Here is a 15,040-nt window from a genome sequence, read left to right as displayed (position 1 = left end):
CGTGAGGCGGCGGACCGGCCTGTATTACTCGACCGTCACGTCCGTCAGCCGCAGGCGGCTATCCGGCACCGGCGTGAAGTTCTTGACGCGCTTGCTCACGCCGAAGATGGCGTTGAGGTTATAGAGCGGCATTTCGAGCGAACGGTCTGCGGCGTAGTTGGCGATCTGCTTGAGGATCTCCTCGCGCTTTGCCTGGTCGGTGATCGAACGCTGCGACTCGAGCAGCTTGTCGAGTTCCGCGTCCTTGTCGTACGGGTTCCACTTTTCGCCCGAGTGGTACATCGAGTAGGCGGTGTTGTCGTAGTCGAGCGTCCAGCCGCCCCAGGACTGCTGGAACAGCGCGCCGGTCTTGCCGGCCGGGATGATGTCGTTCAAGAGAACGTTGGTTTCATAGGGCTTGATCGTCGCGTTGATGCCGATCAGCTGCAGGTAGCTTGCGATAGCCTGCACGACCTCGTTGAAGGTCGCGTCGTTACCGCGAACGTCGATCTGCACGGAAGCGCCCGGCGCAACGCCGGCTTCCTTCAGAAGCGCTTTTGCCTGTTCCGGATCGTACGGCAGCGGCTTCATCGCCGGGTCGAAGCCGAAGGAGAGCTTGCCCTGGAAGCTGGCGATCGGATCCGCTTGGCCGGCGAGGATCGACTGGATGATGGTGTCGCGGTCGACGCCGAGGATCAGCGCCTTGCGGACCTTCGGATCCTTGGTGATGCCGTCGCGCGTGTTGAATCGCAGCGCGTAGACCGTCGGGCCGGCGCTGGAGACGATCTCCAGATTGCTATCGCCCTGGATCGTCGGGATCATGCCGATCGGAATGGTCGGCGGGATGACGAGATCGACGCGGCCGGCCTGCAGCTCGGCAACGGCGGTCGCCGGCTCCGAAATGAAGCGGTAGTTGAGGTTGGAAAGCTTCGGCGCGCCGCCCCAATGATCTGCGAAGGCTTCGAGCTTGATGCCGACCTTCGGCTCGTAGGAGACGAACTTGAACGGGCCGGTGCCAACAGGATGGGCGTTGAAGTAGTCCTCACCTTTTTCCTGGATGTACTTCGGCGGCACGATCATCGCGCCATAGCCGGCGAGCTTCGTGAGAAGCACCGGATCCGGCGTCTTCAGGACGAGGTCGACCGTCTTTTCGTCGACGATCTCGACCTTTTCGATCACGGCATAGTTGGACTTCTGCGGACCCTTGGAGCCTTCTTCGCCGAGCAGGCGGTCGAAGGTGAACTTCACCGCTTCTGCATTGAAGGGCTCACCGTTGTGGAACTTGACGCCCTCGCGTAGCGTGAAGCGCAGGCGTTTGCCGCCGTCGAGCTCTTCCCAAGCAGTAGCAAGGCCGGGCACGAGCTTCAGATCCGGACCGCGATAGGTCAGGCCGTCATAGATGTTGGTGGCAACCGACGCCCAGTTGACGAGGAAGGTGTCGACCGGGTCCCAGCTTCCCGGATCCTGCGGCGAAGATACCGTCAGCGTGCCGGCGGCAAAGGCCGGGGCTGCGGTCATGAAACTACCCGCCATCGCAAGGGCGATGAAAGCGGCGTGGATCCCCTTTTTGTTGATCATTTACTCACTCCTGTTTCGACAGCCTTCCTGAGAAGAGAAAGCGGCTCACGCACCCTTGGCCACGTAATGGCCAGGGGCAATTTCTTTGCGCGGCAGCACCGCGGGTTCGTCGCCGACGCGGCGGATCGGGCTCGGGATCTCGCCCTCCAGCATGGCGCGCTCGCGACCCTTGCCGGGCTCGGCGACGGGCACCGCGGAAAGCAGCCGGCGAGTATAGGGATGGGACGGCGTCTCGAAGACCTGCTGGCGGCTGCCGAACTCCATGACCTGGCCGAGATAGAGCACGGCGACGCGGTGGCTCATGCGTTCGACCACCGCCATGTCATGGCTGATGAAGAGATAGGCGAGACCCTCCTGTTCCTGCAGCTCCATGAACAGGTTGATGATTTGCGCCTGGATCGAGACGTCGAGAGCCGAGAGCGCCTCGTCGGCGATGATCAGCTTGGGACGGGAGGCAAGCGCACGCGCAATGCAGACGCGCTGGCGCTGGCCGCCGGAGAATTCGTGCGGGTAACGCTTGGCGTGCGCGGGCGTCAGTCCGACGCGCTCCAGCAATTCATGCACGCGCTTTTCGATGTCCTTTTCACCGAGGATCAGGCCGTGGGTGCGGATAGGTTCGGCGATCGAGAAGCCCACGGTCTTGCGCGGGTCGAGCGAGGCGAAGGGATCCTGGAAGATGTACTGGATTTCCTGCTTCAGCCGCTGCCGCTCGGCATAGCTCATGGCCGAGACCGGGCGACCGCCAAAGAGGATCTCGCCCGAGGTTGCGTTCTGCAGTTGCTGGATCGTGCGACCGATCGTCGACTTGCCCGAGCCGCTCTCGCCGACCAGCGCCAGCGTTTCACCCGGGAAAATGTCGAAGCTGACGTTTTCGATGGCGTGCACGCGGTGCGTCGCCTTGCCGAAAAGGTTCTTGCGCACGTCGAAGCGGGTGACGAGATCACGCACCGAAAGGATCGGTGCCGCGTCGTAGCGGGCGGTGCGCTGGATATGGGTTTCGCCGACGCGCTTCGGTTCGCCGTCGATCATCATGGTCAGAGGCAGGCGCTTCGGGAATTCCTCGCCGGTCATGCTGCCGAGTTTCGGCACGGCGGAAAGCAGCGTCTGGGTATAGGGGTGCTTGGGGCTTGCGAAGATCTCGCCGACCGGACCTTCCTCGACCTTGCGGCCCTTCCACATGACGACGACGTCGTCGGCCATTTCGGCGACGACACCCATGTCATGGGTGATGAAGATCACCGCCATGCCGAGTTCTTTCTGGAGGTCGCGGATGATCGTCAGGATCTGCGCCTGGATGGTGACGTCGAGCGCCGTCGTCGGCTCGTCGGCGATCAGCAGTTTCGGCCGGCAGGCAAGCGCCATGGCGATCATGACGCGCTGGCGCATGCCGCCGGAAAGCTGGTGCGGATAGCGGCCGATCAGTTCCGCGCTGTCGGGAAGGCGGACCATGTCGAGCAGGCGGCGCGTCTCGACGAGCGCTTCGGCCTTGGTCATCTTCTCGTGCAGCATCAACACTTCGGCGACCTGGTCGCCGATGGTAAAGACCGGGTTCAGCGACGTCATCGGCTCCTGGAAGATCATGGCGATCTCCTTGCCGCGGATCGCGCGCATGGTCTTCTGCGGGGCGCTCGTCAGATCGATTTCGCCGTCCTTGCCGCGAAACAGGATGCGGCCGGTCGGAAACTGGCCGCCCATCATGTCCGAGAGCCGCATGATCGACAGCGACGTCACCGATTTGCCGGAGCCGGATTCGCCGACGATTGCGAGCGTCCGGCCGGGCGTCACCGTGAAGCTCAGGTCTTCGACGACAGGATTGCCGTTGAAGGCGACGGAAAGCTTCTCAACGGCGAGCAGGGGCGCAGGCGTATCGACGGTCACGCGGTCTTCCTTGTTACAATGTGGTCGCGGCGCGCGCGGACTGTTCATAGGCGCCCGACATGAAACGCAGGACGGCGGCGATCTCGGAAAGCGTCTCCTCGGAAGGACGCGCTTTGGCGGTGGAGGAGACCAGCAGCCGCTCGCGAATTTTTGCGTAGCGCGTGCAGGCGTCCGACCCCTTGTCGGTGATGAGGATGGTCTTTTCCTTGCCTTCCTTGCCCGTCGTCACGAGGCCCGCGGCTTCGAGCTTGCGGATGGCATAGGTCGCGACATGGGTGTCCTCGATGTCGAGCACGAGACAGATGTCGGCGAGCTTCTTGCCGCGATCGCGGTGGCGGATCGTGTGCAGGATCAGGATCTCGATCGGGGAAAGACCGGGTACGCCGGCGGCCGCCATGCAGCGCATCATCCAGCGATGAAAGGCATGCGACGCGAGGATCAACCCGTATTCGACCTCGGAGAGGCCGGGAGAGCCGCCTTCAGCAAGGTGCGCGGAGGAAACGATCGGGCCGATGGCCGCGACCGGCTTTAGATGTTCGGGCAGGGCATTTTCGGCCCATTCCCGTCCTTCGAAGCTATCCTCCGACTTCTTCGTCATTCAGCTCTTCCTCATCTTGACGATTTTATGTCATCATTTTATCGACATTTTGTCAACGAACTGCTTTGATGAATTTCCGGGCTTGCACAATGAAGCGGCTCGCGAATGAGAGGGATGGACAATGAGCGCACGCGAAACCGGCAGCTGGGACTTCTGGATCGACCGTGGCGGCACCTTCACCGATGTCATCGGTCGCGACCCGCACGGGAACCTGCATGCCCGCAAGGTGCTGTCCGAAAATCCGGAAGCTTACCGCGACGCCGCCGTCCAGGGCATCCGCCTGCATCTCGGCCTTGCGACCGGTGCGCCGATCCCGACCGGTCTGATCGGCGAAGTGCGCATGGGCACGACGGTCGCCACCAACGCGCTGCTCGAGCGCAAGGGCGAGCCCCTGGCTCTCGTGACGACCAAGGGCTTTCGCGATGCGCTGAAGATCGGCTACCAGGAACGCAAGAAGATCTTCGCGACCGAAATCATCAAGCCGGAAGCGCTCTACCAGGATATCGTCGAACTCGACGAGCGCGTGCTGGCCGACGGTATTGTCGAGCAGCCGCTCGACGAGGCGAAGGCGCGCGCGGCCCTCGAAGACCTGAAGGGCAAGGGCTACAAGGCCGTCGCCATTGTCTTCATGCATGCCTACAAATATCCGGAGCACGAGGCGACGGTTGCCTGCATCGCCCGCGAACTCGGCTTCGAGCAGGTCTCCGTCAGCCACGAAGTCTCGCCGCTGATCAAATATGTCGGCCGCGGCGACACGACTGTCATCGACGCCTATCTCTCCCCCGTGCTGCGCCGCTACGTGGCCCAGGTCTCCGGCGAACTCGACATTGCCCGAACCGGCGCGCGCGTCATGTTCATGATGTCCTCCGGCGGCCTGACCGCGGCTGAAATGTTCCAGGGCAAGGATGCGATCCTCTCCGGTCCGGCCGGCGGCGTCGTCGGCCTTGCCAAGACCGGCGAAGCCGCGGGCTTCGATCGTGTCATCGGCTTCGACATGGGCGGTACCTCGACCGACGTCGCCCATTTCGATGGTGAATATGAGCGGGCGTTCGAGACCGAAGTTGCCGGCGTGCGCGTGCGCGCACCGATGATGCTGATCCACACGGTTGCCGCCGGCGGCGGCTCGATCCTGCACTTTGACGGTGAACGTTTCCGCGTCGGCCCGGATTCGGCCGGCGCCAACCCGGGCCCCGCCTGCTACCGCAATGGCGGCCCGCTTGCTGTCACCGATGCCAATGTCATGCTCGGCAAGCTGATGCCGGATTTCTTCCCGGCGCTGTTCGGCCCGAACCAGGACGAACGCCTCGACGTCGAGACCGTGCGCGGCCGTTTTGCTGCCATGGCGACCGAGATCGGCGATGGCCGCAGCCCCGAGGATGTGGCCGACGGCTTCATCCGCATCGCCGTTGCCAACATGGTCGAGGCGATCAAGAAGATTTCCGTGCAGCGCGGTTACGACGTGACGCGCTATGCGCTGAGCTGCTTCGGCGGCGCCGGCGGCCAGCACGCGTGCCTCGTTGCCGACCAGCTCGGCATGAAGAGCATTCTCGTGCATCCGATGTCCGGCCTGCTTTCGGCCTATGGCATGGGACTTGCCGATATCCGCTCGACTCGCCAGAAGGCGCTCGGCGTCGCGCTCGACGACAAGGCGCCGGCAGCCCTCAGCACGCTGGGCGCCGAGCTGGAAGTCGATTGCCTCGGCGAACTGGAAGCACAAGGAATTGCCCGCGACGAGATTCGCACCCATCTGCGCGCCCATATCCGCTATGCCGGCACCGACACGGTGCTTGCGGTCGACGCGACCTTCCCCGCGCATGACGACATCGCCCGCCTGCGCGCCGAGTTCGAAGAGCTGCACAAGCGCCGCTTCGGCTTCGTCGCTGACAACAAGGCGTTGGTGATCGACGCCGTCGAAGTCGAGACGGTCGGCGGTGGTGCTGCCCAGATGGAACGCGAAGGCGCGTCCGTCACCTCAGGCACACCAGACATCTCGCGCCGCACTCAGTTCTATTCGCAAGGCCAGTTCCACGATGCGCCGGTCCTGCTGCGCGCCGAACTCAGCCCCGGCCAGCGGCTCGACGGTCCGGCGATCATCATCGAGCCGAACCAGACCGTCGTCGTCGAGGACGGCTGGCAGGCGGAACTGACGGCGAAAGACCATATCGTGCTGCGCCGCGTGAAGGCGCTGCAGCAGCAGAGCGCGATCGGTACCCATGCCGATCCGGTCATGCTGGAGATCTTCAACAACCTGTTCATGTCGATCGCCGAGCAGATGGGCGTGACGCTGCAGAACACCGCCTATTCGGTCAACATCAAGGAGCGGCTCGACTTCTCCTGCGCCGTCTTCGACAACCGCGGCAACCTCGTCGCCAATGCGCCGCACATGCCGGTGCATCTGGGTTCCATGGACGCCTCGGTCGCAACCGCGATCCGCGAGAACCCGGTGATCAAGCCCGGTGACGTGTTCCTGATCAACGCGCCCTATAACGGCGGCACGCACTTGCCTGACCTCACCGTCTGTACGCCCGTCTTCGACGATGCCGGACAAGAGATCCGCTTCTGGGTCGCCAGCCGCGGCCACCATGCGGATATCGGCGGCATTTCGCCGGGCTCGATGTCGCCGCTTGCCACCAACATCGAGGAGGAAGGCGTCTATATCGACAACTTCAAGCTCATCGATGCCGGCCGCTTCTGCGAGGCCGAACTCGAGGCGCTCTTGAATGGCGCGCGCTATCCGGTGCGCAACATCCTGCAGAACGTCAACGACCTGAAGGCGCAGGTGGCTGCCAACGAAAAGGGTGTCGCCGAACTCAAGAAGATGATCGCCCAGTTCGGCGAAGACGTGGTCGAGGCCTATATGGGCCACGTCCAGGACAATGCTGCTGAGAGCGTGCGCCGTGTGCTTGACCAGTTGCCGGACGGTGAGTTCTCCTACGAGATGGACCAGGGCTGCAGCATCGTCGTCAAGATCACGGTCGACCGCGACAAGCGCGAGGCGACGGTCGATTTCACCGGCACGTCGGAGCAGCGCGGCGACAACTTCAATGCGCCGGCCCCGGTCACCCGCGCCGCAGTGCTCTATGTCTTCCGCGTGCTGGTCGAGGCCGACATTCCGATGAATGCCGGCTGCCTGCGGCCGATCCACATCGTCATCCCCGAGGGTACGATGCTGACGCCGCGCTATCCGGCGGCCGTCGTTGCCGGCAACGTCGAGGTCAGCCAGGCCGTGACGAACTGCCTGTTCGGCGCGGTCCAGAGCCAGGCCGGCGCGCAAGGGACGATGAACAACCTGACCTTCGGCAACGACAATTATCAGTATTACGAGACGATCTGCTCCGGTGCGCCGGCGGGTCCCGGCTACAACGGTGCCGATGCGGTTCATACGCACATGACCAACTCGCGGCTCACCGATCCGGAAATCCTCGAAACCCGCTTCCCGGTGGTGCTCGAAGACTTCCACATTCGCGTCGGTTCCGGTGGTCGCGGCCAGTGGCACGCCGGAAACGGCACGAAGCGCACGATCCGGGCGCGGGAAACGCTCGACTTCGCGATCCTCTCCGGCCATCGCCGCGTCGCACCCTTCGGCATCAAGGGCGGCAGCCCGGGTGAACTCGGCCGCAACCTCGTGCGCCGCAATGACGGCCGGACGGAGGAACTGTCGGGCTGCGCCCATACGGTTCTCGAAGCTGGCGAAGCCTTTACCGTCGTGACGCCGACCGGCGGTGGATACGGCCGGTCATAGGCCGGAAAGACTGAAATCTCCCAAGACTGCTGCGGTGGTCTGCGGGCGGGCGAGCGATCGTCCGCCCGTTTTTCGTTCCGGCATATGCACAACAACTATTGCTGCATATGCGAAAAGACGCGATCGCTTTTTTAACCCGAATTTAAATTCGAAATTACTAAGTACTTATTGGTCAGTGCGCGCCCCAGTTCCTCCCCTTGCGGGGCCGCAAACATCCGGTCCTCCTCCCGCCGGTTTGGCTGACCATGTCCCCTCCCATCAGCGCGATCGCGACATCACAGGAGTCACGGCAGTGACGTTCAAGAACCTTTCGATTTTGACCAAGGTCGGCCTTGTGGTCGTGGTCATGGGCATATCCTCCATTCTGATCGCGCTTGCCGGTGCGCGTGGTCTTTCCTCGCTCGGTGCGACGATCGTCGATGTCGGCGCGCGTGAGGAAGCAGCGCGCGAGGCAATGGACCTGCGCGTCGACATCATCGCCATCAGCCGCATGACCTATCAGCTCGCCGCCGCCCCGGAGAACGCCGCCGCCTTCGGCGCGGAAACCGAAAAACGTGCGACCGAAATGCTCGGCCGCCTGACCAAGATCGAGGCGGTCGCCGACGATGCCGAAGACAAGCTGCTGAATGACATTCGCCTCACGCTCAACAGCTACTTCGACGAGATCCGTGCCATGGTCGCCGTCGCCGCCGAGAAGGGCGGAGATGCCGGTGCCGTCAAGGCCGCACTCGACAAGGCGCTCGAAGCGCAAAAGACCGTGACGGCAACAGTCAAGACCTACAGCACTTATTCCGGCGAAGCGCTTTCCGCCGCTCGTGAAGAGGCGCTGAATTCCTCGTCCGTCGCCATGACAATCCTCGCCGCGGCCGCCGCGGCCTGCGTGCTCTTCGGCGTCGGCGTCAGCCTCGTCGTTGCCCGCCGCGGCATCGTCATGCCGGTCCGTGACCTGACCTCGACCATGAGCGAACTTGCCGACGGAAAACTGGATGGAGATGCGACGGACGTTTCCCGCCAGGACGAGATCGGCGAGATGGCCCGCGCCGTGGAAGTCTTCCGCAAGAACGGCATCGCCATGCGCGCGATGAAGGCGCAGGAAGCGGCACTGCATGCGCGCAGCAGCGACCTGCAGTCCAACATCAGCGTCGTCGTCGCCTCTGCCGTTGCCGGCGATTTCACCGGCCGCATCAACAAGGACTATGAAAACGACGACCTCAACCGCTTCGCATCGAGCGTCAACGAGCTCGTCTCCAGCGTCGACCAGACCGTCACCGAAGTCCGCCGCGTGATTGCGGCGCTTGCCGACGCCGACCTGACGCAGAACATGCGCGGCGAATTCCACGGTGCCTTCGCCGAGCTGCAGACGAACGTCAACCAGACGATGGTGACGCTGCGCTCGACCATGCAGAACGTGCGCACCGCGGCCAGCACCATCAACGACAACTCCGCCGAACTGAGCTCGGCTGCCAATGATCTGTCGAAGCGCACGGAACAGCAGGCGGCAGCGCTTGAGGAAACCGCAGCGGCGCTCGACGAAATCACCTCGACCGTGCGCACCGCCTCGGAGCGGGCGAATGAGGCGCATGAGATGGTGCGCGCCACCAAGGAGAGTGCCGGTCGTTCCGGCGCGATCGTGCGCAGCGCCGTCGATGCCATGGGCCGCATCGAGGGTTCGTCCAACCGCATCAACCAGATCATCTCGGTCATCGACGAAATCGCCTTCCAGACGAACCTGCTGGCGCTCAATGCCGGCGTCGAAGCGGCACGCGCGGGCGAAGCCGGCCGCGGTTTTGCCGTCGTCGCCCAGGAAGTGCGCGAGTTGGCGCAACGCTCGGCCAACGCCGCCAAGGAAATCAAGACGCTGATCCACAGCTCGGCGTCGGAAGTCGAAAACGGCGTGGCGCTGGTGCGCTCGACCGGCGAGGCGCTGCTGGAGATCGAGACGCTGGTCAACAATGTCAGCGGCCACGTCAACACGATCGCGACGGCCGCGCGCGAGCAGGCGACCGCGCTGCAGGAGATCAACACCTCCGTCAACCACATGGACCAGATGACCCAGCAGAACGCGGCGATGGTGGAAGAGACGACAGCCGCCAGCGGCACGCTCGCCGAAGAGAGCCGTCAGTTGCGCACGATGCTGGCGAAGTTCAAGCTGGAAGGTGCTGCAGCCCGCGAAGGCTGGAGCCGCGCGGCTTAGACCCAGCCGTAGCGCAAGCACCAAACAAATCTAAGATCGGGGCGGCGGCAAACCGCCCCGATCGTTTTTGTTTTTCCCAGGAAGCCGTGCATGCTCTGAAAATGCGGCGGACGGTCGGCGCCGGCCGCTTCATTCGAAGGCACCGTTAGAAGCGCACGCTGATCCCCACTCTGCCGCCAGCGTCCCGTTCGCCATCTTCCTCGATGTTGAAAAGCAGAGCCGCGTCCAGATTCCAATTGATGTCGTTGGAGAGATCGATGCCCGCCGACAACGTGCCGAAAGCACCGCTGTTGTCGAGTGCGGCAAAGCCGACACTGGCGCCCATTCGTGGCGTTAGCGTCAAGCCATTTTCTAGCTCGTAGCTGCGCTCGATTTCCGCACCGGCGCTGAAGCGCCATTGCTGCTCGGTAAAGCCGTCGAGGGATACGGTCCCGCCGGCGCCGTTCGAGACGCTATAGTCATCGACCTTTTCATTGAAGAAGACCGCCCTGAGTTTCGGTGTGAGGATCGTGTCCTCATCGATCAGCCATTGTCCCTGCAGCTTGGTGTCCCACAGCCAGCGCGTTGTGTCGAACGAGCCGTCGAAGAACGCCGTGTCGATGTCGTTCCAAGAACCGCCATAGAGCAGGCTCGTGTCGAGGAACACGCCCTTGCCGATCTCGAACGAGGCGTAGGGGCCGGCGAGCCAACCGTTGCCGGTCAGCTCGGCATCCTCCTCAGTCGGGTCGCTCATGCGGTCGAAATGGAAGGATAGACCGACGAGTGCCTTTTCGTTGATGAGGTAGTCGGCCCCCGCCGAGAACATTCCGAAATTGCCCCATCGGCCGTCGTTCTGATCGCGCTTGTGCATCAGGAACGTGCCGTCGATCCAGACGTCGAAAGGCGAGAGCATCGGATTGGCCTGCGTTTCGGCGCCTTCGGCGGTTTTGCGGGCCGCTTCGATCTGCGAAAGGCTGGTGGCAAAACCAAGCGTAATGCCGTCGGCCGACGGCGACACGCGGGTCGTGACGGGATCGCTGCTCGTCGCGTTTCTCCGCCGATCGAGCAGACCCGGCACCTTCAGGGTCGAGGAGATGAGGTTCTGTCGGGTTTCGACGAAACCACGGACAAGACGGTCGACTTCATCGGCGACATGAAGAGGATCAAAACCGATGCGATAGGAAACGCTGGCGACGTTCGACGCGCCGCTGGCGCTCGACAGTCTGTAGCCGACAATGGCGGTTCCTGAGAAGGCAGGGTTCGGGGTGAATTTCAGATAGTATCCGACCGGTGTGAAGCTGCCGGCGGCCGCAAGTTCACCTTCGATGATCTCAGCCCTTCCCGCGTTCGGCGGCTGGACGAACGCGACGGCGGCCGAGGTGAAGGGGCCGCCGGTCGCGCCAGCGTTCAGATAGACATTCGGCGGCGAAGAGCCGGGGGGAACGGTGACTGTCCTGTCGGGCGCTGTCACCTCGCGCGCCTCGACCGTGATGGAATAGGACGCCGTGCCGCTGTTGCCGGCCGTGTCCGTCGCCCTGATCGTGAACCGGTGTTCGCCGATTGTCGCGTCTGCGTCGAGCGGCCCCGTCAGCGCGCCGGTAGAGACGTTCAGGATCATTCCCTTGGGCAGGCTGCCGCCGCTGATGTCGTAGAGCAGCGCGCCGATACCGCCGTTTGCCGCTATGCCGACGCTGTAGTTCTCGCCGGCCATGGCTGCCGGCAAGGCACCGGCCGCTGGCACGAACGACAAAGCCAGTGGTGCAACCTTGATTGTCAGGGCATATGTCGATGAGCCGCTTGTGCCATATGCATCCGTGGCGGTGACGGTGAAGTTGGAGCTGCCGGCCGCAGTCGGGGTTCCGGACAAGGTGCCGTCGGCCGCGATGCTGAGGCCCGCCGGAAGTGTGCCTGCAGTCACCGAATAGGAGTAGGGTGCTGCACCGCCGCTGGCAGAGATCGTTTGGCTGTAGGCGGTGCCGACCGTTCCTGCGGCGAGGCCCGAAGGCGCTACCGTGATCGTCGGGGCGTTGACGGCCAATGTGTAGCTCTGCGCCCCGGTTCTGCCGAGGGCGTCGGTTGCCTGGATGTCGAACGTGGCGTTCCCGCTCGCAGCCGGCGTGCCGGAGAGCGTCCCGTCGGCGGCAAGGTTGAGGCCTGCGGGCAACGCGCCTGAGCTGACGGAAAATCCGTAAGGGCTGACGCCGCCGCTGGCGATCAACGTCTGGCTATAGGCGGTGCCTGTCGACGCGGAGGGCAGCGTCGCAGGCGAGAGTGTGATCGTGGGCGTGCCAACCACCAGCGTATAGGCTTTATCGGCGAAAAAGGGCGCGCCGGTTCCGCTGGAGCTGTCGGTGGCGCGAATTGTAACGTTGAAGGTTCCGCTCGCTGTCGGCGTGCCGGAAAGGGTACTGTCTGCGGCCAGGGTGATGCCGGCCGGCAACGTGCCTGACACGATGGACAAGGTGTACGGTGCTGTTCCGCCGGTTGCCGTCACCGGCTGATTGTAGGCGACACCTATTTCACCGGCGGCAAGGCTTGCCGGTGAAAAGGTGATCGTCGGTGCGCCAACCGTGACCGTGTAGGCCTGAGTGCCGATGCTGCCGAGAGCGTCGGTCGCCTTGACGGTGAACGAGTAGCTTCCGCTGCCTGTTGCCGTCCCGGATAATGTTCCGTCGCCCGACAATGCGATCCCCGGCGGGGCTGTGCCTGAAGACATCGTATAGCTGTACGGTCCGGTTCCGCCGGTCGCCACGATCGCCTGATTGTAGGCAGCACCGATCGATATGGCTGGCAAGGTCGCAGGCGAGAGCGTGATCGCCGGTGCCCCGATCAACAGTGTGTAGGTCCGGGTGCTGGTATAGGGGCCGGCGCCGGTGGAACTGTCGGTGACCTCAATGGTGACGTTGGAAGTGCCGATCGCCGTTGGCGTGCCGGACAAGGTGCCGTCTGTGGCAAGCGTCACCCCCGCCGGCAATGCGCCAACCTTGACGTTAAAGCTATACGGCGCTGTTCCACCGCTGGCCAGAATGGTCTGGCTGTAGGCCGCGCCGATATTGCCGCCTGGAAGGCTTGCCGGAGATATGGCGATCGTCGGAGCGTTGACGGTGAGGGTGTAGGCCAGCGCGCCGGTGCTGCCGAACGCGTCGGTCGCCACGACCGTGAACGCGAAACTTCCTCCAGCCGTCGGCGTGCCGGAGAGTGTCCCGTTGCTCGCCAAGGTCAGTCCCGCCGGAAGTGAGCCAGATTGCACCGTGTAGCTGTAGGGGCCGGATCCGCCCGTTGCGGTGATCGTCTGGCTATAGGCGGTGGCGACCGTTGCTGCAGGCAAGGTCGCAGGCAAAAGCGCAATCGTCGGCGCCACTATTTCAAGGGTGTACGCCGCAGTGATGGTATCGTTATGGCCATCCGTGGCCGCGATCGAAAAGTTGAAGGTATTGGCCGCCGTCGGTGTACCCGAGAGCGCACCGGCCGATGAGAGGGTCAACCCGGCTGGAAGTGCGCCCGCCGCAAGGGAATAGGTCCGGGGCGACAGTCCTCCGGAGGCGACGAAATCCAGGTCGTAGGATGCCCCGACGGTGCCCTGGGCCAAAGTGCCGGCTGGCGGGGCAAGCGACAGCGGTGCACCGCGCGTGACGGCAACCGAATAGGTCTTCTGAGTGGATCGATCCTGCGCGGTAACGGTCACGGAGATGGAGTTCATTCCCACGGCCAGGCTGATTGCGCCCGAAGGCGAGCCGCTTGCGACCGGAGCGCCGTTGACGGAGACAGTCGCTCCGCTGTCGATGGTCGTTGGGGTCAGGGACAGCGACGAGACGCTGTTTGGAACATTGATGGAATAGTTGGTCGTCGTTGAAGAGAACGAAGGCGAAAGCGTCCCCGCGCTCGGGGAGAGGAGGCTGAGCGTCGCGTCAATCGATGGCGCGTTATAGGTGAAACCTCCCGGAAGCGTCCCTGTCCCGGCCGGGTTGGTGATGACGACATCGACTGCACCAGCCGCATGCGTCGGCGCGACGGCGGTTATCTGCGTGGCGCTGACGACGACGACGGACGTGGCAGCGGTCCCGCCGAAGGTGACACCTGTCGTCCCGGTAAAATCGGTGCCGCTGATTGTGACGGCGGTCGTGTCCAATGTCAGGCCGGATGCAGGCGAGATCGACGTGACGGTGGGCGGCAACAGCGTCGAGCGGCACGTGACCGTAGCCGTTGCGACGCCACCTTCGGCGCCACCCATGACGTAGATCCAATATGTCTGCCCCGGGTCAAGCGCGATGGTGCCCGATCGCGTGAAATCGTTCGGCTCGGTCGTGCCGATCGTGTGCTCAACGACCGTTATGTCGTAGCCGCCGCCTTTCGAAACCCCAAACGATGCTCCGGCGTAGCCGCCACTCTTTTCCAAAGCGCTGCTGTTCGTCGTGGTGGCCGTATAGGAGAGTTCTTCCCCCTGCTCGAACGAGCCATAGAAGCCATCGAACCATGCGCTTGGCACGCCGCGCGAAACATTCGACCAATTGGCGTTGATTTCGTTGCAAGCATTTGAGAGGGCGTAGGCGTTGCCGGCCACCAGTAGCGCAAGGAGGAACGTCGCAAACCACGTGGCGATCGCCTTGCTCCAACGGGGCAGACCTGCCGGGCGCATGCGGCGGGCCACCGGGAGCGCGACGGGAGAAGAATTTCGTGTTGCAACGATTTCTCGCCCAGAGTCACGACAGGAATACGTCATCGAAAAAGTGCCCCACCACGAATGCCAAACGCAAGCGTGCGTGGCGAGAAGGCAAGGCCTTCGTCACACGCTTCCTTCGTCTGGATTGTCCCCCGATTGCCGTCGCTCCGTTGCCACCAACAGAGCTCAGCAAGTGATAAATATTATCTATTGCTGGTTCGCATATGTGTGGCTGTAACCTTCTTGCCACACACGTGCAGATTTAGTGATTTTGCCTGGGATATTCATCCTTCAGCGATGTCCGCTGCGGCACTGCCGTTCCTGTTCTGCTTTTGCGAGGACAGGGCGGCAGATGCCGCCGAAGGCTTTTCAAGGGGCGATTCTCCCCATCTGGCGCGCCGTGTCGGCTCGGGCAGGCACGGTTTTCGTGAT

At 63.4% G+C, this 15,040-nt stretch carries 6 protein-coding genes; 2 read left to right on the top strand and 4 right to left on the bottom strand.

What is annotated here, in order from left to right; translation table 11 throughout:
* Positions 1 to 24 precede the first annotated feature (24 nt).
* From ASE71_RS00610 to ASE71_RS00600, 3 genes are all read right to left on the bottom strand, one after another.
* Entirely contained in the window at positions 25 to 1,512 is a 1,488-nt protein-coding gene (locus ASE71_RS00610; protein WP_370689612.1) for an ABC transporter substrate-binding protein, read from the bottom strand.
* A gap of 90 nt (positions 1,513 to 1,602) precedes the next feature.
* Positions 1,603 to 3,435 (bottom strand): dipeptide ABC transporter ATP-binding protein, encoded by a 1,833-nt coding sequence (locus tag ASE71_RS00605; protein ID WP_034805626.1) that lies wholly within the window; start codon positions 3,433 to 3,435, stop codon positions 1,603 to 1,605.
* Between the two features lie 13 nt (positions 3,436 to 3,448).
* Positions 3,449 to 4,033 (bottom strand): winged helix DNA-binding protein, encoded by a 585-nt coding sequence (locus ASE71_RS00600; RefSeq protein ID WP_043622645.1) that lies wholly within the window; start codon positions 4,031 to 4,033, stop codon positions 3,449 to 3,451.
* 121 nt (positions 4,034 to 4,154) lie between these two features.
* Here ASE71_RS00600 and ASE71_RS00595 point away from each other — a divergent pair, with 121 nt between their 5' ends.
* Positions 4,155 to 7,775, top strand: coding sequence for a hydantoinase B/oxoprolinase family protein (locus ASE71_RS00595; protein ID WP_060521972.1), 3,621 nt, complete (start codon positions 4,155 to 4,157; stop codon positions 7,773 to 7,775).
* A 292-nt stretch (positions 7,776 to 8,067) separates the two neighbouring features.
* Entirely contained in the window at positions 8,068 to 9,969 is a 1,902-nt protein-coding gene (locus tag ASE71_RS00590) for a methyl-accepting chemotaxis protein (RefSeq protein WP_060521973.1), read from the top strand.
* Positions 9,970 to 10,114: 145 nt separating this feature from the next.
* Here the strand turns inward: ASE71_RS00590 and ASE71_RS00585 are convergent, their stop codons facing one another.
* Positions 10,115 to 14,584 carry a putative Ig domain-containing protein gene (locus ASE71_RS00585; protein ID WP_060521974.1) on the bottom strand — a complete coding sequence of 1,490 codons (4,470 nt, stop codon included), beginning with the start codon at positions 14,582 to 14,584 and terminating at the stop codon, positions 10,115 to 10,117.
* Positions 14,585 to 15,040 lie beyond the last annotated feature (456 nt).

This window comes from Ensifer sp. Root954 (assembly GCF_001429005.1).
GTDB lineage: Bacteria > Pseudomonadota > Alphaproteobacteria > Rhizobiales > Rhizobiaceae > Ensifer > Ensifer adhaerens.
The sequence above is the reverse complement of the archived record's forward strand: the minus strand, read 5'-3'. Positions and strand labels throughout refer to the sequence as shown.

Excerpts from the sequence above, each read along its gene's own strand:
- ASE71_RS00595 (WP_060521972.1), top strand. The coding sequence starts at position 4,155 with ATGAGCGCACGCGAAACCGGCAGCTGGGACTTCTGGATCGACCGTGGC.
- ASE71_RS00600 (WP_043622645.1), bottom strand. The coding sequence starts at position 4,033 with ATGACGAAGAAGTCGGAGGATAGCTTCGAAGGACGGGAATGGGCCGAA.
- ASE71_RS00610 (WP_370689612.1), bottom strand. The coding sequence starts at position 1,512 with ATGGCGGGTAGTTTCATGACCGCAGCCCCGGCCTTTGCCGCCGGCACG.
- ASE71_RS00585 (WP_060521974.1), bottom strand. The coding sequence starts at position 14,584 with ATGCGCCCGGCAGGTCTGCCCCGTTGGAGCAAGGCGATCGCCACGTGG.